Here is a 24,239-nt window from a genome sequence, read left to right on the forward strand (position 1 = left end):
TTTTGTTTATTAAATTAAGTTGGGCTAAAGCAAAAGTCATCAGTCATCTAAAAAAGTTGGGTAATAAATTAGGTGCTTGCCAAAAGGCATAGCCGATAAAGAAAAAAAATACAGTGTTGACTATAGTAAAAAAATAACCGATACACATTACTAAGCCATCGGCTTCCAAAGTAGCTATTGCCAACAGCAAAATTGTCGAGGCTGGCAAAGGATTGGTAAAAGGAATTGGCAACATTAGTAAGATTGATAGCCAAGCGATACAAAAGCCGTTGCTTTTCCAGACATAAATATTAGTGGCTACTCGTTTCCAACGCGGACATAAAATTATCTCTAATCTAAGAGTAAGGCGACGAACATTTTGTAATAATTTCTGGCAAAGGCTACGAGGGAATTTAAATTTAGCTACTCGTTGCGGCAGCCAAGGCGATTTGCTACCTAGCGCCATTTGTCCTCCCAACACCAAGCATCCAGTACCCATTACGCTAGACAAACCAGGAGGCATCGGAAATAAAAAGGGTAATGCTAATAAACTAATAATCAAACTAAATCCTCGTTCGGCAGTTTCTTCGAGCATCTCGCCGAGAGTTATTGGTTTAGCAGCTAATTTTATAAGTAATAGTTCAATTTCTCGTGAAAATTTAAGAGACATTTAGTGACATTCTTAACAACTGTAAATTGTTGGCAAATTTAACTGAAATACGATGCAGGCGATCGCCTGCATCGTAAACTGAATCTCTCACAAGACAACTGCAACAGAGTCTTGATGATTTAATTATTGGTATTGTTCCAAAAAATCTAAGGCGCGATCGCGCAATTTATGATATTCTTCTGATTCATAAATTGCGTGGCGATCGCGTGGATGAGGAAAAGGCACGTTTAAAATTTCCCCAATTTTGGCTTCTGGTCCATTAGTCATTAAAATGATGCGATCGGACATATAAATCGCCTCGTCAACATCGTGAGTAATCATCATTGCCGCTTGTCGATGTCCTTCCCAAATTTCTAGTACCTGCTTCTGTAGCTTTCTTTTAGTAAGAGCGTCTAAAGCACCAAAAGGTTCGTCCATAAGCAGCATTTTCGGACGAGTAATTAAAGCGCGAGCAATTCCCACTCGTTGTTTCATTCCTCCCGATATTTCATCGGGATAGCGATCGGCAGCCTGGGTTAAATTAACCATTGCTAGATGCTCGTCAATCAGACCAGCTTTTTCAGCGCGAGATGCCCCATCGAGAACTTCATCTACTGCTAAGCGAATATTTTCTCTAACCGTCAGCCAGGGTAACAGTGCATAGTTCTGAAAGACCATCATGCGATCGGCACCAGGCTTACGAATTTCTTTACCTTCTAAAGTTACTAATCCCGAAGTTGCTTTGTCTAAACCAGCAACAATTCGCAATAAAGTCGATTTACCGCAACCAGAGTGACCGATAACTGAAATATACTCCTCCGCACCAATAGTTAGGTTGATGCCATCGAGAATTACTACCCGTCCGCCATCGGGAGTAGGAAAAGCTTTGACTAAATTTTCAATTACTAAAAATTCTTCTCGATCGCGCTCTCTCGTATAATGTGTTGTCGCAGTATTATAATCGTACATTGTAAAGGCTCCTGTTTTAGTAAAATAATTAAAGCTGTAGGCTATAGTCGCTACACACTGTGCGCTCGATGAATCCTATTTACTATTGCCTATTGCCTCGTCTCAAGACATAAAAAATGAGCGCGGTGCATTAGCGCGAATCTTAAAGCTGTTGAGATAGCCAACGGGATCGCTAGGATTGAAGGCTTTATTATCAATAAATGCCTCTGCTGATTCGACTTTATGATTTTCTGTCGGGCATTCGATGCCCATTTCGGCAGCAATTTCTCGATACAGATCGGTACGCCAAGCTTTACGGGCAATTTCGTCGGCATTTTTGGGAAATCTTTCTACCTGTTGCCAGCGTACTGCTTGGGTAAGTAGCCATAAGTTTTGCGACTGCCATAAAAAAGTCGAATGATCGTTGGGAATAGTGGAAACATCGCTAGGAAGATCGAAAAACAGGGTAGTTTCCAGGCTCTTTACAATTCGCTGCTTGTCGTCAAAACCGCCATAGTTGTAATTGCCCACAATACCAGCACTAGTTATTTTAGGTTCGGCACCTGTAAAAGAACGTCCAGAAATAATTTCGGCTACTTCTGGGCGATTTTCTGGTTTGCTGCAATATTGACAGGCTTCAATTAATGCTTTGACTAAAGAACGATAGGTTTTGGGATTTTCGTCAATAAACGATTCCATTACTGCCAAAACGCGATCGGGATGTCCTTTCCAGATTTCACGACCCTGAGCGAAAGTAAACCCAATGCCTTCATTACCAGAAATTGCCCGTGTATTCCATGGTTCTGCCACCATATAGCCCTGCATCGCACCGATACGCATATTGCTAACCATTTGGGGTGGCGGCGTGATTAAAATGCGAAACTCCTCGACGGGATCTAAACCTGTAGCAGCAATTAAATAGCGCGTAAAATATTCATAAATTGCCGAACTTAGCACTACTGCCCAAGCTCTTTTTTCTGGAGGAGCCTTGCCAAAGTAACCGTCTAGATCGCGTCCGAACTGTTCTAAATCTCCTCGATAATCTTGCCAGGGTCGAACACCAGCATCCCAAAGTTCTTTACTCAGTGTCATAGCGTTACCGTGACGGTGAATCGTCATAGCCGCACATAAGGGTGCTTTACGCGCTCCTTCGGCTCCTGCTCTAGCGTTCATCACCGCCCCAGAAACTACAGGTGAAGCATCGAGGCGACCAAAAATTACCCCATCGCGAGAGTTAGCCCAACTAGCCTCGCGGCTGAGAGTGACATTTAAACCATACTTGTGAAATAAACCTTTTTCCCAGGCAACGGCAAAGGGCGCACAGTCATTAACGGGAACATAGCCAATAGTTAGATTGGGTTTTTCTAAACTTTTGGGATTTACAACTGGTTCGACTGCTAGGGCAGGTTTGGTTAACTTTGAGGTAGTGCGACTGCTATTAGTACAAGAAGCAAAGGCGATCGCTGACGCACTCGCCCCCAAGCCTTGTAGTAAGGCTCTTCGAGTTAGCTTATTCATTTATAAAAATTCTCCAGCTTAGCTAAATAGACTTGGCAACTAAGAACGAGCGGGACGATGGGTTATCCATGTTTCCAACAAACTCAAGAGGTAGTCGAGGATCAAACCCGTCAAACCGATAACAAATACAGCCAAAAATACCGAACTGAGATTGAGGCGACTCCATTCATCCCAGACAAAAAAGCCAATACCGATACCGCCAGTCAACATCTCTACTGCTACGATGACTAACCAGGCAACCCCCAAACTAATTCGCAAGCCAGTAAAAATATAGGGCAAGCTGGCAGGTAAAATAATTTTCACGATCTTTTTCCAAGTGGGCATTTCCAGCATTCGCGCCACATCTTGATAGTCTTTTGGTACGCTGGCTACGCCCATCGCAGTATTAATAATCGTAGACCACAGAGAAGTTATAAAAATTACAAAAATTGCCGAAGGATTGGCAAGATTGAAAATAGCCAGAGCGATTGGCAACCACGCTAGAGGGGATACGGGCTTGAGAACTTGAATCAAGGGGTTAATTGCCAGCATCGCCGATCGCGACATTCCAATTAAAAATCCTACGGGAATGGCTACTGCCGCCCCGATTAAAAAGCCAATAGTAACCCTTCTCAAACTTGCTAGCAATAGCCAACCCAATCCTAAATCTCCAGGTCCCCGACGATAAAAGGGATGAAAAATATAGTCTAAATTTTCGATTAGAGCTTCTGGGGGTGTGGGCATTAGTTCGTGGCGTACTAGCGCGATCGCCCACCAAACAAGTATCAAACCTAAAAAACCCGCCGCAGGTAATAAAACAGTGTCACGAATGACTACGGGCTTAATTCGCTTCCAGGCTATCTGCCCAGCAACGGCAAGAATAGACAAATTCATGATAAATAACCCCCATGTTTCAGGAATTCACACGAATGAACAGTATGATTCGGGAAGACTGATGAGGATAAATTAAAAAATTCCTTCAGTTTCCTCTCAACGCCGACGAGGTTAGCTGACGGGCTAGGACTGAGAGTTGTCCTTCTCTGCTTTTTCCTTAGAGATACGCCCCAGATTTGGTTCCCCCGCTCTCTAGTCGCTAAATTGAGTTAGCTAGTAGAGACTAGGCTTAATAGAAAAATATAAGTTCTTTTTTTAATTTGCATATATATAATTAGATAGATATTAGATACTGACTTTACGCAGTACGTACCGAAAATTGGTGTTGTTAGTCGTTAGTCGAATGAACAACTTTTCAATGAGCAATGAGCAATTATCAACGGACCGCTAAACACTGTTCACTGTTCACTGTTCATTGTTCGTAATGTCGATCGGGTAATAAAAACTCAACCGAACCGATAGAAGTGCAGTTTACTCTACTTAAATAAGCTGTTATTGGTTCGGGCAGAAAGCACTACTATGTATGGGATACAAGCCACACTTAAGAATATTCAACTTACTAATTAACATAATAATTAAAGAAACAAATAAACCAACTAAGTTAAGCAAATAGCAATCGGAGAAAACTTTAATTATGGCTTTAACAAGATACAATCCCTGGCAAGAAATGAACTCTTTACAACGTCAACTAAATCGTTTATTCGACGATGCTTTAACTCCCGAATCTTGGAGTGACTTTAATAATTTGTCTAGAGTTCCTGCTGCCGAAATTACCGAAAAAAATGATGCTTTGCATCTCAAACTCGAAGTTCCTGGCATGGAAGCTAAAGATCTAGATATTCAGGTTATGGCAGATCGCGTAGCGATTTCTGGCGAACGCAAATCAGAAACTAAATCTGAAGACAGTGGTAAAACCAGAAGTGAATTTCGTTACGGCAAATTCTCTAGAGTAATTCCTCTACCCGTAAAAATTCAAAACACCAATGTTACTGCCGAATACAAAGACGGTATTCTCAATCTGACTCTACCTAAATCGGAAGCAGAAAAAAATAAGGTAGTGAAAATTAATCTTGGTGAAGCTAAAAACCAAACTGCATAATTGGTGCTTCAAAGCTAAAGGTTCACACTTCTAGTCACATAGATTAATAATTAAGCCCAGTTACCAAAAGCGTGACTGGGTTTTTTGCTGTCAAAAATTTACGCGCTATTTAATCTTGGCTCAATTAGCTTTCGCAATAATAACCAAACTAAAAGCAGAAAACCCTTGTATGGCAAGCATTATATAAAAAAGATCCAATCTTGTTTGTATTAAAAATGTTTTTAAAAACATTTTTGTTTGCATTTTAGAATTTATGCGGTACAATTCGATTTAACTAAAGGTTGAGGAACTTGTCATGATTTGGAGCCGATATATCAAACACCACCTGCGATCGCGAAGCGGATGCCCTTCGGACTTATCGCGCTCTGCGCACTGGCATCGCCAATCGCCACAAAGATTTATAGGTTTGTCGCTGACAGGAGTGTTAATTGGTTTCACCAGTACCGCTTGTTCGCCAGCAGATAGCAATGATGCTGAGGCTAGCGAGTCGGTAAATTTAACTTTGGTATCTTATGCAGTTACTCAAAGTGCCTACGAAAAAATCATTCCCGAATTTGCCGAACAGTGGAAAGAAAAAACTGGACAAACCGTCACTTTCGACCAAAGCTATGGCGGTTCTGGTTCGCAAACTCGCGCCGTAGTTGATGGACTAGAAGCCGATGTAGTTGCATTGGCACTGGCACTAGACACCAAAAAAATTGAGCAAGCGGGATTAATCAAACCAGGTTGGGAACAAGAGTTGCCCAATGACTCCATCGTTCACAAGTCGGTAGCGGCAGTTGTGACTCGCGATGATAGCGTAAAAATAAGTAAATGGTCGGATTTGGCTAATAATAATATTCACGCCATTACTGCTAACCCTAAAACATCTGGAGGTGCGCGGTGGAACTTTTTAGCTTTATGGGGTTCTGTCACTGAAGCTGGTGGCACCGAGCAACAGGCGGAAGATTTTGTTGAAAAAGTTTATCTCAATGTACCCGTACTGCCTAAAGATGCTCGCGAGGCAACAGAGGTATTTTACAAACAGGGACAGGGAAATGCCTTAATCAACTATGAAAACGAGGTACTGTTGGCAAAACAGCAGGGAGATACACTACCCTACTTTATTCCCACCGACTACAACATTTCTATTGACAGTCCAGTTGCGGTAGTTGATGCCAATGTAGACAAACACAATACTCGTGAGGTAGCAGAAGCCTTTGTTAATTTCTTATACACACCCGAAGCACAGCGAGAATTTGCTCGTGTCGGTTTTCGTCCAGTAGACCAAAGTGTAGCAGCAGAGTTTGCCAGTCAATACCCTAAAATCGACAAGCTATTTACTATCGAAAGTATGGGCGGATGGGACAAAGTGCAAACTAAATTCTTTGCCGATAAAGCAATTTTCGACAAAATTCAGGAAAAAGCTCTCACAGCGAAATAAGAACTACTAATTTACTTCTTAGGAGTCTTTTAACAATGCAAAAACTTCTTACTCAAACCAAAAGCGAAATAGATAGCAATAGACTAACGCAAACTCGCATCAAGATCCAAGTTCCCGAACGATACCATCGAGAACCTGTAATTGCTAATCTCTTTTACCAACATGGCTTAAAGGTTAATATTGCTGCGGCTTTGCTAGATGCTAATGCTAATGGAGACGGTTGGTTCGATCTCCAACTTTATGGGACTCAATCTCAAATCGATAGTGGCTTAATTTACCTTTCAGAAATGAACGTGCGGTTTTGGAATGAAGCCTCGGAACTCGATGGCTGGTAGTAAATAACGCAACTATTAATATCTCTTAACTTACGTATACGATCGCTAGGCCATGACTAATTATCCACTACCAATTTTACGCTCGAAATTGACTTCAATTTCTTTACCCAAAACCATAACGGGATTTTATTTAATTCTGTTTTTAATCTTACCTATCGCGGCTTTATTCAGCAGTGCCTTAAGCGTTGGCGTAGGTGAATTTCGTCAAATTGCTACCAGTAAAATTGCTCTTTCCGCTTACAACGTTACCTTTATTACCGCCTTGCTTGCTGCTTTGGTTAACGGTTTGATGGGAACTTTGGTTGCCTGGGTATTAGTGCGTTACGAGTTTCCCTGTAAAAAATTGGTTGATGCGATTGTAGATTTACCCTTTGCCCTGCCAACTTCAGTCGCGGGGGTAGTGTTAGCAACTTTGTATAGCGAAAAGGGTTGGATCGGTGGAGTTTTTGCTCCTCTTGGCATCAAAATTGCCTTTACTCGCCTGGGCGTATTCGTAGCAATGATTTTTATTTCTCTACCCTTTGTCGTGCGAACCCTCCAGCCAGTAATGCAAGAAATGGAAAAAGAAGTAGAAGAAGCCTCGCGATCGCTTGGTGCCAACCAACTACAAACATTTTGGCGCGTGTTATTTCCCCCCTTAATACCGCCAATTTTAACGGGAATAGCATTAGGTTTTTCCAGAGCGGTTGGGGAATATGGTTCGGTAGTAATTATCTCCTCTAGCGTTCCGTTTAAAGATTTAATCGCTCCAGTTCTAATTTTCCAACAGCTAGAACAATATGACTATGCAGGTGCGACCGTAATTGGTACGGTGCTGTTACTGGTATCCCTGGGAATATTGCTACTAATCAACGGTTTACAACAGTGGAGTCGTCGTTATGCCGTTGAGTAAAAACAGTTCTCAATCCCAACCCAAATTTGCCGTTCCTCTAGTACTAATCACCATTGTCCTAATTTACCTGTTGCTAGTGTTGTTTATTCCTGCGATCGCAGTATTTTACCAAGCTTTTCATTTAGGATTAGAACCATTTTTTGACGCAATTAACAGTAGAGAATTTTGGCACGCAACCAGGCTAACCTTAATTATGGCAGCGATCGCCGTACCCCTAAATACGATTTTCGGACTGTGTGCGGCTTGGGTCATTGCTCGCGATCGCTTTCGGGGACGCACTTTACTTCTAAGCATTATCGACCTGCCTTTTTCAATCTCCCCTGTAGTCGCTGGTTTGATGCTAGTTCTGCTTTACGGACGCAATGGTTGGTTTGGTGGCTGGCTCGATAGCATAAATTTTAAAGTTATTTTTGCCTCGCCAGGAATGATTTTAGCAACCATGTTTGTCACCTTACCTTTTGTCGCCAGAGAAGTCATTCCAGTCTTGGAGGCAATTGGCTCGGAGGAAGAAGAAGCGGGAAGAACTTTAGGAGCGAATGACTGGCAGGTCTTTTGGCGAGTAACCCTACCTAACATTCGTTGGGGCTTACTCTACGGCATTTTGTTAACCAATGCCAGAGCAATGGGCGAATTTGGAGCGGTTTCGGTGGTTTCTGGCAGTATTGTCGGACGGACTCAAACCCTACCGATTTTTGTCGAGCAGGCATACAAAAACTATCAGGTTCAAGCTGCCTTCGGCGCGGCAGCGATTTTAGCTTTACTAGCGGTAATCACGCTGATTTTTAAAGAAATTTTAGAACGACGTACACACATAGGTAACAAATAAACAAGAGGTACAACACAGATGAGTATTTTTGTAAAAGGCGTTTCCAAACAATTTGGTGACTTTCAAGCTCTAGAGCGAGTAACTTTAGAAGTAAAAGAGGATTCGATAGTGGCATTACTCGGACCTTCAGGATCTGGAAAATCGACGCTGTTGCGAGTTATCGCTGGTTTAGAGTTACCAGACAGGGGGCAAGTTGTAATTAATGGTCGAGATGCTACCAATCTTGACGTACAAAGACGCAACATCGGCTTTGTTTTTCAGCACTATGCTTTATTCAAACATCTGACAATTCGCCAAAATATTGCCTTTGGTCTGGCAATTCGCAAACATCCCCGACAGCGCATTAAACACAGAGTTGAAGAATTATTAGAATTGATTCAGCTACGGGGTTTGGGCGATCGCTATCCCGCTCAACTTTCTGGCGGTCAACGACAACGAGTGGCACTGGCTCGCGCTCTGGCTACACAACCCCAGGTTTTATTACTAGACGAACCTTTTGGGGCATTAGATGCCAAAGTCCGCAAAGACCTCCGCGCCTGGCTGCGTAGACTACACGATGAAGTCCACGTTACCAGTATTTTTGTTACTCACGACCAAGAAGAGGCGATGGAAGTAGCTGATGAAATCGTGGTAATGAACCAAGGCAAGATCGAACAGGTAGGCACTCCTGCGGAGATTTACGATCGCCCCGCTACGCCGTTTGTAATGAGTTTTGTTGGCGAAGTCAACGTTTTACCCAGTTCGGCAGATTTATTCCGTCATCACAGCCACAATCCCTTACAGTCTGATGTATTTATACGTCCTCATGAGGTTGAAATTTTAACAACAGCTAATAGCAATACTACACAAGCAATAGTCAAACGTATAGTCCGTTTAGGTTGGGAAGTTCAGGTAGAACTGATTTTGCCAGATAACCTAACAGTAGTCGCACATTTAAGCCGTGAAAAGTTTGCCCAATTGAATCTGCAACCGTCCCAACGAGTGTTTGTCAAACCTCAAAATGTCAGATCTTTTGCTGATACTGCTCTATCTCCCATAGCCGCTTAAAGCACTTACCGAAACGCTTATTCGCTTTAATACAAACAACCAACACATTGAGAAATTACCATGTCTACCATATCGACTCCTATAAACCTGCTCAAAGAAAATAAAGCCAAATACAATTCACAAAAATTTGGCTGGAATCGCCTTCAAAACAGTTTAGTAGTCTCACGCCCATCTAAAAAATCAGCTGAGAAAAACCTCGGCAATCGCGTTAATAAATTTTTATACGACGATAAAGAATTTTACGCTCGCGCTGGAGTTAAAGGTAATTTTAATCCAGTTGAAGTTTTTATTAATCACTGTTTGCTACTATTATTTACAATAATTGCAGGAATACTCGCATATAATGTTTCAACACCTTTTAGAGTGACAGTAATTGAAAACTTTATGTCTAGCTTTGCAGATAATAAAGCGCAAAAATCTTCAGTCTAATAAGCCGATATGAGATGCAGTGAAAATTGAGATAAATTAATTTTTTATTGCCAGTTAGCTATAGCCTTATTAAGATAACCGTACTCGTTTATCCACTGTTCTATTGATTCAAAATCTTTAGTTAGATAAAGAATAAGTTTTTTGGCTACATTTTCCCATACATAGGTTTAATAGCTTAAAGGACTTACCATCAAGCAAAAACATTTTCTAGTGATAATTTTTTTCCTTCCTTGTTACCAAATCGATCTATTAAAACAGAAAAACGTCGAGAACACTTAAAAACACTCAATCTTACAAGTTCTTCACGCGTTAGAGATCATCTAGCAAATGAGCGTACCTATCTAGCATGGATGCGTACGGCAATCTCTTTAATGGGTTTTGGGGTTGTAATCGTACGTCTACGGTTTTTTAGACCCCCTATAACTACATCTCCTGGAAATACCTGGAAGCTAGGAACGATCTTTGCAATTGTAGGATTACTAACCGTGTTGTTTTCAAGTTATCATTACTTTGCTGTCTGTCGAGACATAGATAACAGTTCATACGAACCGCCAATTCGTAGGGTGTTAGTGTTTAGTATTATTATGATGTTGTTAGGAGCAGGTATTATTTATTATGTTTTTACCTTACCTCTCAATCCAATTAACACTCTTACTTTTGAATAGCAAATTATTAGGCTATTTTCGGATATTGTAAAACCATAACCGCAATCAAGATTTTCTCAATAATTGCAAATTATATCTTATCGAGCCATTGGGCGATCGCATCGGGAAGTTCGATTCTGGTTCTAGCTTGAGGATCGATACAAACGTGTCTGGTATTAGCTTTTACTAATACTTTATTTGGTTCGGATACAGAAACTATTTGATAGGCGATCGCAAATTCACTATCTTTCAGACGAGTGGTTATCAAATTAATCTGTAACTTATCACCGCAGTGTAAAGGACGCAAAAAATCTATCGCGGCATGAACGATGGGTATAGCTATTTTTCCTTCAGCTAAAAACTGTTGCAGGCTAATTCCCACTGAATCTAAAGATGCTTCATAAGCCTCGTGACACATCTGCAATCCAGTAGCGAAATAAACTACTCCTGCCGCATCTGTATCTGATAGGTAAACCATTCGAGAATGAGTAAAGGTCATTTATTTGATGAAAGCGATCACCTCTGGTTAACTGTATCTCAAGTAATATTTAACTAAGGACGAAACACTTCTTCTTCTCTACCTTTCCACCATTCACCCAAATTTAGTAAATCTTGCTGGATATCTTGTAATTGTTGAAAATATTCGTTTTTATCTAGCTCGTCTTTTCGCTCTTGTAATTTCTTAAGCCTTAACTGCACCAATAGCCAGGGTTTAGATATGCCATCGGTAGCTTCGATATACTGTGCTAATTCTTTACTATCCATGTTGTCGAGCTAAGGATATTTACTAAATCTCGATATACCTTAACGCATTACTACGCATAAAAGCTTATTAAACATAAACGAATTAGCCCAAATGTTATTTTCTTCGATTCGCTTCCTCTTACAGCATTGCTGTTATGAAGAAGAACGGCAAGTCATGACTCCTTCTTTTTGGGTGTTGGTATCGGAATTATTTCCCATCGCTCTGACTGTTATTGTTGGTTCATAGGTAGGGTAACAGCGCACCAAGACAGTATCGTCAGCTTGAGTAACATATAAAACATAAACCTGTTTACCTCCTAAAATGGCAGATACGAGTTTTGGCGGAGCGGTAGCAGTCGCAACAGTTTCTTGCTTAAGAGAGTAAGTACTTGTTGTTTCGGGTAGAGCAGGTTTTTTAAATGATTGAAAATAGAACAGTAATAAAATTGTTACAACAATCGCCAAGACAGATAATTTAGTAGATAGCCTGAGCATATAGTCGATCCTGCACTTTTTTTACGGTTAAAAATTGTAGCCAAAGATTGGTTGATATGTATTGTATGTTAATACAATATTCACTTCATATTGTGGTGCTAAAAATTGTAATTTAATCTTACCTTAAGTCACTTTTTCAAAAATCAGCAGCAAAAGCTATAAGTAAGTGGGTGTAATTAAATATAAGATAGTTTATTTTGGGATTAGGGATTGGGTATTGGGGATTAGGGATAAAATTTAACGTTCGAGTTTTATAAATTATTTCGCCTACCTACTTAAGTAATTTGAAAAGAGACAAAAATGGTAATTTAAAGACAGTTTAGAGCAATTTTTAAAGGCAAATTTATGCGAGCTTTCGTTACGGGTGGAACTGGTTTTGTGGGAGCCAATTTAGTCAGGCTGTTGTTAGAACGAGGTTATGAAGTTAAAGCTCTAGTTCGTGCTAACAGTTGTCTGGACAATCTCGCTTCGTTAGATATAGAAATTGTCAAAGGAGATTTGAACGATCGCGACTTGGCACAAAAGATGCGGGGATGTCGGGTATTATTTCACGTTGCGGCACAATATTCTCTCTGGCAGCGCGATCGCAACTCTTTATATCACAATAACGTATTGGGAACTCGTAACGTCTTAGCAGCCGCACGGCAAGCTAAAATAGAGCGTACTGTCCATACTAGTTCGGTGGCGGCAATTGGGGTAGGAGGAAACGGCAAACCTGTAGACGAAACCTATCAAAGCGCGGTCGATAAGCTAGTAGGAGATTACAAAAAATCTAAATACTATGCCGAACGCGAGGCAGATAAAGCCGTTAAGTTGGGACAAGATATAGTTATTGTCAACCCTAGTACCCCCATCGGTGCTTTAGATATCAAACCCACCCCTACAGGAGAAATTATTTTACGTTTTCTGCGTCGTCAGATGCCTTTTTATGTAGATACGGGTTTAAATTTAATCGATGTTAGAGATGTTGCCTGGGGACATTTACTGGCGTTAGAAAAAGGAAAAACGGGCGATCGCTATATTTTGGGCAATCAAAATTTAACCTTCCAGCAGCTACTAGCTAAATTAGAGGCAATAACGGGTTTACCCGCACCCAAAAGAAAAATTCTCTTCCAGATACCATATACGGCAGCGTGGCTAGATGAAAAAGTTCTCGCACCTTTGGGCAAAAAACCTTCTTTGGCTTTAGATGGGGTGCGAATGTCTCGTCAAAAGATGTTTTACGATGCTGCTAAAGCCGTCAGCCATTTAAGTTTACCGCAATCTTCAATCGATCGCGCTTTAGCCGATGCAGTAAATTGGTTTCATCGCTACCAAAAGTAAAAAAATCGTTGAAAATAGTAAATAACTTTTGGTAGTAGGTAGATAATTAATGGAATTTCTCGACCCTTCACAGATAGAAAGAGTTAGAGCTTATATCAAACAAACTTGGAAAACCCTGACTCGCTCGCAGAAAGACCTGTTGGTAGCAGCACGAGATCCCAAGATCGAACATAACCCTAATAAGCCCTGGTTGGTTTATGTTTCCCCGCAAGAAGATCTAGATAGTATAAAAGCCTCTCTACAAAAAATGCTGCCTGCTGAAGAATGGCAACAGTTAGAACTAAGGGTTCTACCTACAGAAATCGAATTAATTAAAGAACACGGTTTGCTCTATCTGCCCCATCCTTATGTAGTTCCTGGGGGACGTTTTAACGAGATGTACGGTTGGGATAGCTATTTTATTATTCTCGGCTTGTTACAGGACGACGAAATAGAACTCGCGAAAAATATGGTCGAGCAGTTAGCTTATGAAGTCGAGCATTTTGGCATGATTCTCAATGCCAACCGTACTTATTTTTTGACGCGATCGCAACCTCCCATACTTACTCACGCGGTACTCAAGCTTTACGAACACACTCAAGATAAACAATGGCTGCAATCGCTCTTACCGACTGTCGAGGCTTATTATTACTATTGGGTCGTTCCGCCACACCTCAATCAAGCAACTGGACTATCTCATTATTCTAGTTTTGGTTATGGTCCCGCACCAGAAGTAATTGCCTCGGAACTAGACGAACGGGGCAGAACTCATTTCGATCGCGTCAAAGAATATTACCAACAGGTTGATTTTGACGATTACGATGTCAATCTTTACTACGACCGCGACACCGATGAACTAACCGAATTATTTTACAAGGGCGATCGCTCGATGCGCGAATCGGGTTTTGATATTACCAATCGTTTTGGTCCTTTTAGCGTCGATATTATTCACTATGCCCCCGTCTGCCTCAATGTCTTGCTGTGTCAAATGGAAGCAGATACGGCTAAAGTCTACGAAAACTTAGGCTATTCAGAAATTGCCAGCCAGTGGCGCGATCGTGCTAAGTTACGACACGAACGCATAGATCGTTTCTTGTGGGATGAAGAAGCGGGACTGTATTTTGACTACAATTTTCACACTGGCAAGCGTAGAAAATATGAATATGCTACGACCTTTTATCCCTTATGGGCTGGTCTGGCATCTCCCGAACAAGCCAAGCGCGTCTGGCAAAATTTAGCTAAATTTGAAGTTGCAGGAGGGATACTCACTAGTACGCAGGTCAGCGGCAATCAATGGGACGCACCTTTTGGTTGGGCACCGTTAAATTTAATTGCCATCCAAGGATTATTAAACTATGGTTTTCATGACGATGCCAAACGTATTGCCCGTAAGTTCTTAGAAATGACTTTCGAAGAATTTGACAAAAATGGAACTTTAGTAGAAAAATACGATGTCTGCGCTGCTTCTGCTAATGTTTCTGACGAAATTAAGTTCGGCTATAGCTCCAACGAAATTGGTTTTGGCTGGACTAATGGGGTAATTTTAGAGTTGTTAGATATTTTTGATTTTGGGGGATCTCAAATTAACAGGCAATCGCCTGAGTATTAAGCGACCGCAATTTTGAAAATGAAGAAAATAGCAAAAAGCTAACTTGGTAGTGTAAAAGCCAATTGCAAACTCTCTCAAATTTGCTCCAGTCCTAAATTACCCTATTAGTCCGTCATCTTTAAACTGAGGGGTTTGGGCAGGCTGCGTCTGACTGGGGAATTGGGAGAAATATTACCCATCATTAATTAATGAAAATACCACTATAAACTACGCTCTTACTTTTTGCTTGCCAACCCAACTAAAGTGTTTTTGCAAGGATTTGTCTTGTTTGAGTATGTCAACTGAGTTAAATTCTTTTGCCAGCCTCATTTCATCGTATAGATCGTGGATACCGTTATGACATAATCTACAAATATCTATACCCTCGTTCAAGCATTCTTTGCTATATTTCTTTTTAAAGTATTCTCTACGGTGCATCTTTTTGGGAATTAGATGATGAAAGGTTAGATTGACATCTCGCTTACAAAATGGACATTTCCCAAACTTCGATTCTTTGGGCAAAACTAAATATTTCCCTAACTTGAGATTTGTAATCTATTTATCTTAATTATAGAAAAAGTTTTTCTGGCGCGATCGTTTTATTGCTAGATGCAAGAAGCAAAAAAAAGGAAATAGCGGTAATTACGAATCTTATCGTGTTGGTTTTATATCGAAATGGGTATTGGTTTATCGGGTGGTTTGCTGAGTTCGATGGCTTCTAGAGAAGACTTTATCAATCGTTTATCTGGTGAGGGTGAGATTTATTTGCAATCTCGTAGCATCAAAGGGTTCTTAAGTTTTTTAACTCCTAAAATGCTCAAACATGCTAATTCATTCTAATAGAAGACGAATTTAGAATGGAAATTGAATTATTACGACAGTCCGATAGCGCGATCGCCCGTGTAAAATCAAATACTAGAGAAGAATTAATCGCTGAAGCTGGAGCGATGAGTGCTATGAGCGAGCGATAAGCTTCAGGTAACATTACCATGCTCCAGGAAAGAAGAAGAGAAAAAACATCTTCCCTCGCTCTTCTTCCTCAGTCAATATTAAATTTTACAAATTGAACTGTGGCTTTATCGCTTGAGTACAAACAGCACAGGTACAACCAAAGTGAGAAAAAGAAGTATATGATTCTGTAGCTGTTTTTAGTTCGGGACTAATAACATTTAAACTAACCCGTTGCAATTGAGAATCAACAAGAGCTTTTGGAAACTCTACCTTTTGAGGTAAAGCAGTTGCTGAGGTAGCTATCAGTAACAGCGTTACCAAACTCGTGGCAGTAGCTAGCAAATTAATTAAATATTTAAACATTATCGTTCTAGATTTGGCTATTGAATAATTTTTTTTTTACAAAAAATAATTGCGACAATTATAGCGCGATCGATTTAGTTATTTTTTACAGAGTAGACATCAATTAAATACCCATCAATTGTATTTAACAATAATAAAAAAGAAGATTATCTTTTTGATAATAAAAAATCCTCTACCCGAAGGTAAAGGATTTTGTTTACTTGACTAAATGATACTTTTGGCTACGGTTAACCAAACTTACCAGCAGTCGAAGCAATCAGGAAGGCGGCATAAGTCAGTACGTAACCGATTGTAAAGTGAGCTAGACCAACTACGCGACCTTGAACGATGGACATAGCAACGGGCTTATCTTTCCAGCGAACCAGGTTAGCTAGAGGAGTACGCTCGTGCGCCCAAACTAGGGTTTCGATTAGCTCTTGCCAGTAACCACGCCAAGAGATAAGGAACATGAAACCAGTTGCCCAGACCAGATGTCCGAATAGGAACATCCAAGCCCAAACAGACAGGTTGTTAACACCATAGGGATTATAGCCGTTGATTAACTGTGCGGAGTTCGCCCAGAGATAATCGCGGAACCAACCCATGAGATAGGTGGAGTTTTCATTAAACGTAGCTACGTTACCCTGCCAGATACCGAGATGTTTCCAGTGCCAGTAGAAAGTCAACCAACCTAAGAGGTTGAGCATCCAGAACATAGCAAGGTAAAACGAATCCCAAGCAGAGATATCGCAAGTACCACCACGACCAGGTCCATCACAGGGGAAAGCAAAACCAAAGTCTTTCTTGTCGGGCATTAATTTGGAACCGCGGGCATCTAAAGCACCTTTAACCAAGATTAAGACTGTGGTATGCAAACCTAGAGCGATCGCATGGTGTACTAGGAAGTCGCCAGGTCCGATGGTGAGGAATAGGGAGTTAGTACCGCTATTGATTGCTTGTAACCACCCAGGTAACCAAGCCGCTCCAGTCTGAGCCAGACTATCTGGATTGGAGAGTAAAGTATCAAATCCGTATAAAGCTTTACCATGGGAAGCTTGAATCCATTGAGCAAACACTGGCTCAATGAGGATTTGCTTTTCTGGAGTGCCAAAAGCGACTACTACATCGTTGTGTACGTATAGACCCAAGGTGTGGAAACCAAGGAAGAGAGATACCCAACTTAAGTGAGAGATGATCGCTTCTTTGTGGTCTAATGCTCTTGCCAAAACGTTGTTTTTGTTCGCTTCGGGATCGTAATCTCTAACTAAAAAGATTGCGCCGTGAGCAAACGCACCAACCATAATAAAGCCAGCAATATATTGGTGGTGGGTATATAAAGCAGCTTGAGTAGTGTAGTCTCTAGCGATAAAAGCATAGGGCGGTAGCGAGTACATATGCTGCGCGACTAACGAAGTAATAGTACCCAAACTAGCTAGTGCCAAAGCTAACTGGAAGTGTAGGGAGTTATTAATCGTGTCGTAAAGACCTTTATGACCCGCACCTAAATCACCAGGTGTACCTTCGGGAGGACGGTGAGTATTGAGAATCTCTTTGATGCTATGACCGATACCAAAGTTGGTACGGTACATATGCCCAGCAATAATAAAGATAACCGCGATCGCCAAATGGTGATGCGCCATATCTGTAAGCCACAGAGATTCGGTTTGAGGATGGAAACCACCCAAGAAAGTCAAAATTGCCGTTCCTGCTCCCTCGGAAGTCCCAAATACATGGTTAGCAGTATCGGGGTTCTGAGCGTAAACGCCCCAGTTAAGACTAAAGAATGGACCCAAGCCTGCTGGATGGGGAGGAGTAGATAAGAAATTATCCCAACCTACGTGCTGTCCGCGAGATTCGGGGATAGCTACGTGAACTAGGTGACCCGTCCAAGCTAAAGCGCTAACCCCAAACAAACCAGCTAAGTGGTGATTGAGGCGAGACTCGGCGTTTTTAAACCAAGCCAGACTTGGACGAAACTTGGGTTGCAAATGTAACCAACCAGCAAAAAGAAATAAAGAAGAGAGGATTAATAAGAAAATCGCTCCTTGATATAAATCTTGGTTGTTGGTCATGCCAATGGTGTAAAACCAGTGGTAAACCCCAGAATAAGCAATGTTTACCGGATATGAAGCACCTGCTTGGGTAAAAGCATCAACTGCTGCATCACCAAATTGAGGATCCCAAATCGCATGGGCGATCGGACGAATATTCAAAGGATCTGTAATCCACTGTTCGAAGTTGCCTTGCCAAGCAACGTGAAACAGAGTTCCGGACGTCCACAAGAAAATAATTGCAATATGACCGAAGTGAGAGGCAAAAATCTTTTGATAGAGATTTTCTTCGGTCATACCGTCGTGAAGCTCAAAGTCGTGAGCTGTGGCAATTCCGTACCAGAGACGACGGGTAGTCGGGTCTTGTGCGAGATCCTGGCTAAATTTCGGGAATTTAGTTGCCATAGGTATGAGTGGAATTCTCCTGATTTATGAAAAATGAGACTGATGCTGCTAACTGCTCATTTTCGGTTATAACAACCTTAAAAATTATAGGTCGTAAATTTTATCTTAAACGGTGAGAATCGAAGCTATTTAAAACTACTATCTCAACCGCATTTTAGCTATTTATCGGGTGTAACCCGCTTTAGATAGTTGAGTTACCAATCTGGCAAGATAGATAGCCCTTGCTATAAGCTCTAACCATCTTGCTAGATTGATAAACACGATTGAAACTCTAAAACGAAAGAGTCCTAGCTAAGAAGAATGCCCAGGTAGTTACGATGCCACCCAATAAATAGTGAGCGACTCCTACAGCGCGACCTTGAGTAATACTCAAAGCGCGGGGCTGAATAGCTGGTGCTACTTTAAGTTTATTATGAGCCCAAACAATTGATTCGATAAGTTCTTGCCAATAACCACGACCGCTAAAGAGGAACATTAAGCTAAAGGCAAAGACAAAGTGACCTGCTAGGAACATGATGCCATAAGCAGACAGAGCCGTACCGTATGAATTAATTACTTGAGAAGCTTGCGCCCATAAGAAATCGCGTAACCAGCCGTTAATACAGATAGCACTTTGGGCGAAATTACCATATGTAATGTGCGATACGCTACCATCTGGTGCCACCGTTCCCCAGACATCGGACTGCATCTTCCAGCTAAAGTGGAAAATCACGATGGAAAGGGAATTGTACATCCAGAATAGACCTAGAAAAACGTGATCCCAAGCAGATACTTGGCAAGTACCGCCACGACCCGGACCGTCACAAGGGAAGCGGAAACCGAGATTCATTTTATCGGGGATTAAACGAGAGCTACGAGCGTAAAGTACGCCTTTAAGTAGAATTAATACGGTTACGTGAATGGTAAAGGCATGGATGTGATGAACCATAAAGTCCGCCGTTCCCAAAGTAATGGGCATCATAGCTACTTTACCACCTACTGCAATAACATCACCGCCAAAAGCATAACTTGCTGGTTCTAACGCTGTAGGAGCAGTATTACCAGGAGCTAAAGTATGGAGATTTTGTACCCACTGAGCAAAAATGGGCTGTAGTTGAATTGCAGTATCTGAGAACATATCTTGGGGACGACCCAAAGCTCTCATAGTGTCATTGTGAATGTATAAACCAAAGCTGTGGAAACCAAGGAAAATACAAACCCAATTAAGGTGAGAAATGATTGCGTCGCGAACGCGAATGACCCGATCGAGAACGTTATTAACGTTTTTAGCGGGATCGTAATCACGCACCATAAAGATTGCACCGTGCGCTCCCGCACCGACAATCAAAAATCCGCCAATCCACATATGATGAGTGAATAAGGATATTTGAGTGGCGTAGTCAACAGCCATGTAGGGATAAGGAGGCATGGCGTACATATGTTGCGCCACGATGATAGTTAAAGAACCAAGCAAAGCCAGGTTAATCGCTAACTGAGCATGCCAGGAAGTAGTTAAAACTTCATACAGCCCTTGGTGACCGTTACCTCCAAATAGTAAAGGGTCGCCTTTATGATTGTTTAAAATTTCCTTGATGCTATGACCGATACCCCAATTGGTGCGGTACATATGTCCAGCAATAATAAACAGTACGGCAATTGCTAAGTGATGGTGTGCCGTATCGGACAACCACAAACCTCCAGTAACAGGATTCAAGCCGCCTTTAAAGGTTAGGAAGTCGGAATATACTCCCCAATTTAAAGTAAAGAAAGGTCTAATTCCTTCAGCAAAACTAGGATATAGCTCTGCCATTTTACTGGGGTCTAAAATAAATTCATGGGGTAAAGGAATGTCACTAGGTGCAACTCCCGCATCTAAGAGTTTGTTAATTGGCAAAGATACGTGAATTTGGTGACCAGCCCAGCCTAAAGAGCCTAAACCCAACAAACCAGCTAAATGGTGATTGAGCATTGACTCTACATTCTGGAACCATTCCAATTTTGGAGCTCTTTTGTGGTAGTGGAACCAACCAGCAAAAATCATCAAGCCAGCCATGACTAAACCGCCGATTGCAGTGCAGTATAGTTGGAAGCTATCTGTAAAACCAGAGGCTCTCCAAAGATAGAAGAAACCCGAGGTAATTTGAATACCGTGAAAACCACCGCCGACATCGGCGTTGAGAATATCTTGACCGACAATGGGCCAGACTACCTGCGCGCTAGGTTTGATGTTGGTAGGGTCGGTTAACCAAGCTTCATAGTTGGAAAAGCGAGCTCCATGAAAATACATGCCACTCAACCAAACGAAAACTACGGCTAGATGACCGAAATGCGCGCTAAAAATTTTGCGAGATATATCTTCGAGGTCACTGGTATGACTGTCAAAATCGTGAGCATCTGCGTGGAGATTCCAAATCCAAGTTGTAGTTTTGGGACCTCTCGACAGAGTGCGGTCAAAATGACCTGGTTTACCCCACTTCTCAAATGAAGTAGGAGTAGGATCGACATCAACCGTTACCTTGACTTTTTCCTCTCCTTTTTGTTGAGGACTAATTGTCATGAGGATTCTCCTCTTAGGGCAATAGACTTTAAATTTTTCCTATTTTGATAATAGGTTTTCTTTTTATGAGAAACAAGCGATTAGCAATCGCTGTTTTAAATAACTTAGCTAAATTCAACCTGCGTACTTTGTTGTTAATAAAGCTACAGGCATTAACTATAGATGATAAGACCGATATATCGTCAAATCTGGTAATACTTAATAAAACTTTATAACGAGCTAATTATTGATGCACTTAGCTTTGCGCCATAGCGAACTTTATTTTAAAATCAATATAAAATAAAGTTTCTTAATAAAAAGCAATAAACAAAAGTTGTAAAAATAATCAAGCATCTTAATGTAGTTTATTAATTAGAACCTACACCATAAAATTAGGCTTTAAATTATAGAGCGACCTCAATGAAAACTATTAAGATATTTTTATTATTAATTTGTTTGGGCTGGAGTCTAATTAGTTGTGGAAAATTAAGAAGCGACTTAATTGGGAAAGATAGAATTGAGTCTTCTCCGACTATACCAGTCGTAAATCCCGTAGCTTTTAATAATCGGGCAGGTAAGCTTTCTGAAGTAGCTCCTCCAACGACAGTTCTAGATTTAGCCAGAAAAAGCGATCGCACGCCTCAAGTTAAATTTAACGCTCCTCAAAACGATCGCATTTTGAACGATTCTAATGTCAAAGTAGAGCTAGAAATAGAAAATTTATTATTATATCGTGATAAGCAGCTAGGTTTGGGACCCCATCTAAATTTAATTTTAGACGATCGCCCCGCGCAGCAAATATACGATCTAGAAGAACCAATAATTTTAGAAAATTTGGCTCCAGGTACTCATACCTTAAGAGCGTTTGCCGTTCTTCCCTGGAATGAAAGTTACAAAAACGACGAAGCTTATGCTCAAACAACTTTCCACATTTTAACAAAAACTAACAACAATAATCCTCGCTCGGATCTTCCTTTATTAACCTATAACAGCCCTGAAGGCACATATGGCGCAGAGCCTATTTTACTGGATTTTTATCTAACTAATGCTCCACTACATCTTATCGCTAGAGAAAATCCCGACGACGATATTAAAGACTGGCGTATTCGAGTAACTATTAACGGTGAAAGTTTTATTTTAGAAGAATGGCAACCAATATATCTAACAGGATTTGAACGAGGTAACAACTGGGTACAGATCGAACTACTCGACGAAGAAGGTAATAATTTAGAAAATGCTTTTAATAATACGGTTAGGTTAGTAACTTACGAGCCAAAAGCCCAAGACGCGCTGGCTAGATTAGTAACGGGACAGATATCAACAACCGAAGCGAGTTCGATAATCGAGCCAAAAAGTAAAATTAAAACTCAACCAGTAGAAACACCAGTAATTATCAAACCCGACGAAGACAAAGACAGAGAAATTAAAATTATTGAAGAACAGCCAATAATTGTACCTAAAGCAACGCAGCCGAAAGAAGCCGAGCGGTTTGAAGAATCAGAACCGACAACTATAGAAACTTCAAAGCAAGCCGAGCCAATTAAAATCGAACCAAAAGCCAGCAACGTTGAAATAATAAAAATAGAAAACAATTCAGAAACAGAGACTACAGCCGAAATTAAAGTATCTCCAACCGAAACGGTAGAAATAAGCGAAACTGAAAAGGTAGAAAATTCATCCCAACCAGAGATAAATAATAAAACTACCTCTATTAAAATAATTGAAACCGAAGAAAATTTAGAAACAGAAAAACCAATAGCTGAGATCGAACTTCCTAAGACAGAAACAGTAAAAATTATTGAAGCTGATTCTACCGAAGATTTGTTGCCGACAGAAACACCCTCAAATTCAAAGTTAAAAACTCCAGAATGGCTAAAAAACCTATGGAGTAATCTGCGTCAAAAAATCAGCAGCATCACTCAACAACTGTCAAATCGTAGCAAAACTTTATGAAAGTAGGAAGTAGAAAGATATTTTGGGCTATAGGGAAACGACATTGAGCATTTGTCGTTTTCAACTGCTTAATAATTATTGTTCGATGTTCAATGTTTAATGTTTCCCGTCAGGCTCGAACTCGATCGCTTCGTCCCAGAAGTAAAAACTCAAAAGTTCTCATGAGAGAAGCCTTCTCGTATTCTCGCTTCGCCATGATGTAAATAAATCCCAGATATCCGACAACCAAACAAGAATAGATAAAAAATATAGTAGGTGTAATGAGATGAAAATACATCACGCAGAAAAAGATTCCAGTTCGCATTGCCGTGTCCCAAAGACTGCTAAAGCACCAAATCCGATCTTTTCCTGCTATAAGTAATGTTCCCGAACGAGAAAGCATGAGTAAATTACCGCCGACACAGAGAAACTGAGTAGTAAGAGAGAGTGCGCCCAAGCTGTCGGGATGAATAATGCTATTTATTAGTTGAGCTAAAGGACTAAACATAAATAACAGATTTGCCGTCCAGCCAGCTAAACCCTGCCAACCTCTTCTCATCCAGGCATCAAGCCATTCGCTGCGATTGAGTACTCGTCGTCGCCATTGATTTTTCTCGGCAAAAAATTGAGGAAAAGTTTCTGCCTGTTGGCGAATTAAGGTCAGAACTAAAAAACTGGCAAGTAAGGCAATACCTAATGCACCAGGCCACTGCGGTAATGTGGGAAATAAAGCATCGTGTAATTGTAAAACGGCAAAAACTGGCAGCAAAGCGATGCCAATTAACCGCATACAGAGACGACCAGTAGTCCAGATACGCTCCGACCAAAGCGGCTGTTTGCTCAAAAAAAAGTTTGAGTAATTGAAAATTAAACCTAATGCTAGTGTCGCTACAAAAGGTATAAAAAAAAATGTGGAAACTAAACCGACGCTAAAAAGCTGAGTTAGAACGATTCCTGAAGTTACCATGCCTACAGCCTGCACCGTGGTTCCCCAAAACTCTTTTTGTTCGGCTAAGAAGTTCATTAACAGCAAATTGCCGAGCATTCCCGAAGCATAACCCATAGCAGGAATTACCGCTAAAGTAGCGATCGCTTCAGGATCTGCGCTAGTAATTAGTTCGTAATTCCGCAAAACTTGGGGAAACTGTAAAGGCAAAAAAACTAAAATAGATAGACTTACTAGAAGTTGATTCCAATGATTCCAACTATTGAGTTTAAATGGCATCTGTAGTTATGAAAAAAAGGGCGAGTG

Annotated in this window: 25 protein-coding genes and 1 riboswitch; of the genes, 13 read left to right on the plus strand and 12 right to left on the minus strand. The window is 40.9% G+C overall.

All coding sequences use genetic code 11. The annotated features are described in order from the left end of the window. Window positions 1-43: 43 nt before the first annotated feature. From KV40_RS15615 to ntrB, 4 genes are all read right to left on the minus strand, one after another. Window positions 44-649, minus strand: a complete 606-nt coding sequence (locus KV40_RS15615) for an exopolysaccharide biosynthesis protein (RefSeq protein WP_036483363.1) — start codon at window positions 647-649, stop codon at window positions 44-46. Window positions 650-772: 123 nt separating this feature from the next. Further along, on the minus strand, window positions 773-1,597 hold the full coding sequence (locus KV40_RS15620; protein WP_036483364.1) for an ABC transporter ATP-binding protein: 825 nt from the start codon (window positions 1,595-1,597) through the stop codon (window positions 773-775). Between the two features lie 102 nt (window positions 1,598-1,699). Beyond that, complete coding sequence (locus KV40_RS15625) at window positions 1,700-3,094, minus strand: CmpA/NrtA family ABC transporter substrate-binding protein (RefSeq protein WP_036483366.1); 1,395 nt, start codon at window positions 3,092-3,094, stop codon at window positions 1,700-1,702. Between the two features lie 39 nt (window positions 3,095-3,133). Continuing rightward, on the minus strand, window positions 3,134-3,967 hold the full coding sequence (ntrB, locus tag KV40_RS15630; protein WP_036483367.1) for a nitrate ABC transporter permease: 834 nt from the start codon (window positions 3,965-3,967) through the stop codon (window positions 3,134-3,136). Between the two features lie 88 nt (window positions 3,968-4,055). After that, window positions 4,056-4,207, minus strand: a riboswitch (cyclic di-AMP (ydaO/yuaA leader). Window positions 4,208-4,601: 394 nt separating this feature from the next. On the opposite strand from ntrB, the gene KV40_RS15635 reads away from it, so the two are divergent. The 8 genes from KV40_RS15635 (at window position 4,602) to KV40_RS15670 (ending at window position 10,683) form a co-directional block, all read left to right on the plus strand. Further along, entirely contained in the window at window positions 4,602-5,066 is a 465-nt protein-coding gene (locus tag KV40_RS15635) for an Hsp20/alpha crystallin family protein (protein ID WP_036483368.1), read from the plus strand. A gap of 295 nt (window positions 5,067-5,361) precedes the next feature. After that, window positions 5,362-6,489 (plus strand): sulfate ABC transporter substrate-binding protein, encoded by a 1,128-nt coding sequence (locus KV40_RS15640; protein WP_081942872.1) that lies wholly within the window; start codon window positions 5,362-5,364, stop codon window positions 6,487-6,489. 35 nt (window positions 6,490-6,524) lie between these two features. After that, window positions 6,525-6,824, plus strand: coding sequence for an NIL domain-containing protein (locus KV40_RS15645; RefSeq protein ID WP_052055677.1), 300 nt, complete (start codon window positions 6,525-6,527; stop codon window positions 6,822-6,824). Window positions 6,825-6,876: 52 nt separating this feature from the next. Continuing rightward, complete coding sequence (gene cysT, locus KV40_RS15650; protein ID WP_036483370.1) at window positions 6,877-7,716, plus strand: sulfate ABC transporter permease subunit CysT; 840 nt, start codon at window positions 6,877-6,879, stop codon at window positions 7,714-7,716. Continuing rightward, complete coding sequence (cysW, locus tag KV40_RS15655) at window positions 7,703-8,542, plus strand: sulfate ABC transporter permease subunit CysW (RefSeq protein WP_036483372.1); 840 nt, start codon at window positions 7,703-7,705, stop codon at window positions 8,540-8,542. The genes cysT and cysW overlap by 14 nt, the downstream gene beginning before the upstream one ends. 18 nt (window positions 8,543-8,560) lie before the next feature. Continuing rightward, window positions 8,561-9,589: a sulfate/molybdate ABC transporter ATP-binding protein gene (locus tag KV40_RS15660; protein WP_036483375.1), complete on the plus strand. Its 1,029-nt coding sequence runs from the start codon at window positions 8,561-8,563 to the stop codon at window positions 9,587-9,589. A gap of 60 nt (window positions 9,590-9,649) precedes the next feature. Next, complete coding sequence (locus KV40_RS15665; RefSeq protein ID WP_036483377.1) at window positions 9,650-10,018, plus strand: hypothetical protein; 369 nt, start codon at window positions 9,650-9,652, stop codon at window positions 10,016-10,018. Between the two features lie 248 nt (window positions 10,019-10,266). Beyond that, window positions 10,267-10,683, plus strand: a complete 417-nt coding sequence (locus KV40_RS15670) for a DUF202 domain-containing protein (RefSeq protein ID WP_052055704.1) — start codon at window positions 10,267-10,269, stop codon at window positions 10,681-10,683. 70 nt (window positions 10,684-10,753) lie between these two features. Here KV40_RS15670 and KV40_RS15675 read toward each other — a convergent pair whose 3' ends face one another. From KV40_RS15675 to KV40_RS32210, 3 genes are all read right to left on the minus strand, one after another. Then, on the minus strand, window positions 10,754-11,161 hold the full coding sequence (locus tag KV40_RS15675) for a thioesterase family protein (protein ID WP_036483382.1): 408 nt from the start codon (window positions 11,159-11,161) through the stop codon (window positions 10,754-10,756). 53 nt (window positions 11,162-11,214) lie between these two features. After that, a complete protein-coding gene (locus KV40_RS15680; protein ID WP_036483385.1) occupies window positions 11,215-11,427 on the minus strand; it encodes a hypothetical protein in 213 nt (70 codons plus the stop codon). Window positions 11,428-11,559: 132 nt separating this feature from the next. Then, window positions 11,560-11,901: a hypothetical protein gene (locus KV40_RS32210; RefSeq protein WP_052055678.1), complete on the minus strand. Its 342-nt coding sequence runs from the start codon at window positions 11,899-11,901 to the stop codon at window positions 11,560-11,562. A gap of 345 nt (window positions 11,902-12,246) precedes the next feature. On the opposite strand from KV40_RS32210, the gene hpnA reads away from it, so the two are divergent. Together hpnA and KV40_RS15695 are read left to right on the plus strand one after the other, a co-directional pair. After that, window positions 12,247-13,224, plus strand: a complete 978-nt coding sequence (hpnA, locus tag KV40_RS15690; protein ID WP_036483389.1) for a hopanoid-associated sugar epimerase — start codon at window positions 12,247-12,249, stop codon at window positions 13,222-13,224. Between the two features lie 49 nt (window positions 13,225-13,273). After that, window positions 13,274-14,812 (plus strand): trehalase family glycosidase, encoded by a 1,539-nt coding sequence (locus KV40_RS15695; RefSeq protein ID WP_052055679.1) that lies wholly within the window; start codon window positions 13,274-13,276, stop codon window positions 14,810-14,812. Window positions 14,813-15,019: 207 nt separating this feature from the next. Here the strand turns inward: KV40_RS15695 and KV40_RS15700 are convergent, their stop codons facing one another. Beyond that, on the minus strand, window positions 15,020-15,313 hold the full coding sequence (locus tag KV40_RS15700; protein ID WP_036483392.1) for a hypothetical protein: 294 nt from the start codon (window positions 15,311-15,313) through the stop codon (window positions 15,020-15,022). Between the two features lie 153 nt (window positions 15,314-15,466). Between KV40_RS15700 and KV40_RS34975 the strand changes: the two genes are divergently transcribed. Continuing rightward, window positions 15,467-15,631: a hypothetical protein gene (locus KV40_RS34975; RefSeq protein WP_156114050.1), complete on the plus strand. Its 165-nt coding sequence runs from the start codon at window positions 15,467-15,469 to the stop codon at window positions 15,629-15,631. 17 nt (window positions 15,632-15,648) lie between these two features. Continuing rightward, entirely contained in the window at window positions 15,649-15,762 is a 114-nt protein-coding gene (locus tag KV40_RS34980) for an AIM24 family protein (protein WP_216595624.1), read from the plus strand. 85 nt (window positions 15,763-15,847) lie between these two features. On the opposite strand, the gene KV40_RS15705 is transcribed toward KV40_RS34980, so the two are convergent. From KV40_RS15705 to psaA, 3 genes are all read right to left on the minus strand, one after another. After that, complete coding sequence (locus KV40_RS15705) at window positions 15,848-16,105, minus strand: hypothetical protein (RefSeq protein ID WP_036483395.1); 258 nt, start codon at window positions 16,103-16,105, stop codon at window positions 15,848-15,850. A gap of 227 nt (window positions 16,106-16,332) precedes the next feature. Next, the gene (gene psaB / locus KV40_RS15710) at window positions 16,333-18,540 is read right to left on the minus strand and encodes a photosystem I core protein PsaB (RefSeq protein WP_036483397.1); all 2,208 of its coding nucleotides are present in this window, start codon (window positions 18,538-18,540) and stop codon (window positions 16,333-16,335) included. A 271-nt stretch (window positions 18,541-18,811) separates the two neighbouring features. Continuing rightward, complete coding sequence (psaA, locus tag KV40_RS15715) at window positions 18,812-21,076, minus strand: photosystem I core protein PsaA (protein WP_036483400.1); 2,265 nt, start codon at window positions 21,074-21,076, stop codon at window positions 18,812-18,814. 399 nt (window positions 21,077-21,475) lie between these two features. Between psaA and KV40_RS15720 the strand changes: the two genes are divergently transcribed. Further along, window positions 21,476-23,008: a hypothetical protein gene (locus KV40_RS15720; RefSeq protein WP_036483403.1), complete on the plus strand. Its 1,533-nt coding sequence runs from the start codon at window positions 21,476-21,478 to the stop codon at window positions 23,006-23,008. 109 nt (window positions 23,009-23,117) lie between these two features. Here the strand turns inward: KV40_RS15720 and KV40_RS15725 are convergent, their stop codons facing one another. Continuing rightward, a complete protein-coding gene (locus KV40_RS15725; protein ID WP_036483406.1) occupies window positions 23,118-24,212 on the minus strand; it encodes a hypothetical protein in 1,095 nt (364 codons plus the stop codon). Window positions 24,213-24,239 lie beyond the last annotated feature (27 nt).

This window comes from Myxosarcina sp. GI1, assembly GCF_000756305.1.
Classification (GTDB): Bacteria; Cyanobacteriota; Cyanobacteriia; order Cyanobacteriales; family Xenococcaceae; genus Myxosarcina.

Excerpts from the sequence above, each read along its gene's own strand:
- KV40_RS15615 (WP_036483363.1), bottom strand. The coding sequence starts at position 649 with ATGTCTCTTAAATTTTCACGAGAAATTGAACTATTACTTATAAAATTA.
- KV40_RS15620 (WP_036483364.1), bottom strand. The coding sequence starts at position 1,597 with ATGTACGATTATAATACTGCGACAACACATTATACGAGAGAGCGCGAT.
- KV40_RS15625 (WP_036483366.1), bottom strand. The coding sequence starts at position 3,094 with ATGAATAAGCTAACTCGAAGAGCCTTACTACAAGGCTTGGGGGCGAGT.
- ntrB (WP_036483367.1), bottom strand. The coding sequence starts at position 3,967 with ATGAATTTGTCTATTCTTGCCGTTGCTGGGCAGATAGCCTGGAAGCGA.
- KV40_RS15635 (WP_036483368.1), top strand. The coding sequence starts at position 4,602 with ATGGCTTTAACAAGATACAATCCCTGGCAAGAAATGAACTCTTTACAA.
- KV40_RS15640 (WP_081942872.1), top strand. The coding sequence starts at position 5,362 with ATGATTTGGAGCCGATATATCAAACACCACCTGCGATCGCGAAGCGGA.
- KV40_RS15645 (WP_052055677.1), top strand. The coding sequence starts at position 6,525 with ATGCAAAAACTTCTTACTCAAACCAAAAGCGAAATAGATAGCAATAGA.
- cysT (WP_036483370.1), top strand. The coding sequence starts at position 6,877 with ATGACTAATTATCCACTACCAATTTTACGCTCGAAATTGACTTCAATT.
- cysW (WP_036483372.1), top strand. The coding sequence starts at position 7,703 with ATGCCGTTGAGTAAAAACAGTTCTCAATCCCAACCCAAATTTGCCGTT.
- KV40_RS15660 (WP_036483375.1), top strand. The coding sequence starts at position 8,561 with ATGAGTATTTTTGTAAAAGGCGTTTCCAAACAATTTGGTGACTTTCAA.
- KV40_RS15665 (WP_036483377.1), top strand. The coding sequence starts at position 9,650 with ATGTCTACCATATCGACTCCTATAAACCTGCTCAAAGAAAATAAAGCC.
- KV40_RS15675 (WP_036483382.1), bottom strand. The coding sequence starts at position 11,161 with ATGACCTTTACTCATTCTCGAATGGTTTACCTATCAGATACAGATGCG.
- KV40_RS15680 (WP_036483385.1), bottom strand. The coding sequence starts at position 11,427 with ATGGATAGTAAAGAATTAGCACAGTATATCGAAGCTACCGATGGCATA.
- KV40_RS32210 (WP_052055678.1), bottom strand. The coding sequence starts at position 11,901 with ATGCTCAGGCTATCTACTAAATTATCTGTCTTGGCGATTGTTGTAACA.
- hpnA (WP_036483389.1), top strand. The coding sequence starts at position 12,247 with ATGCGAGCTTTCGTTACGGGTGGAACTGGTTTTGTGGGAGCCAATTTA.
- KV40_RS15695 (WP_052055679.1), top strand. The coding sequence starts at position 13,274 with ATGGAATTTCTCGACCCTTCACAGATAGAAAGAGTTAGAGCTTATATC.
- KV40_RS34975 (WP_156114050.1), top strand. The coding sequence starts at position 15,467 with ATGGGTATTGGTTTATCGGGTGGTTTGCTGAGTTCGATGGCTTCTAGA.
- KV40_RS34980 (WP_216595624.1), top strand. The coding sequence starts at position 15,649 with ATGGAAATTGAATTATTACGACAGTCCGATAGCGCGATCGCCCGTGTA.
- KV40_RS15705 (WP_036483395.1), bottom strand. The coding sequence starts at position 16,105 with ATGTTTAAATATTTAATTAATTTGCTAGCTACTGCCACGAGTTTGGTA.
- psaB (WP_036483397.1), bottom strand. The coding sequence starts at position 18,540 with ATGGCAACTAAATTCCCGAAATTTAGCCAGGATCTCGCACAAGACCCG.
- psaA (WP_036483400.1), bottom strand. The coding sequence starts at position 21,076 with ATGACAATTAGTCCTCAACAAAAAGGAGAGGAAAAAGTCAAGGTAACG.
- KV40_RS15720 (WP_036483403.1), top strand. The coding sequence starts at position 21,476 with ATGAAAACTATTAAGATATTTTTATTATTAATTTGTTTGGGCTGGAGT.
- KV40_RS15725 (WP_036483406.1), bottom strand. The coding sequence starts at position 24,212 with ATGCCATTTAAACTCAATAGTTGGAATCATTGGAATCAACTTCTAGTA.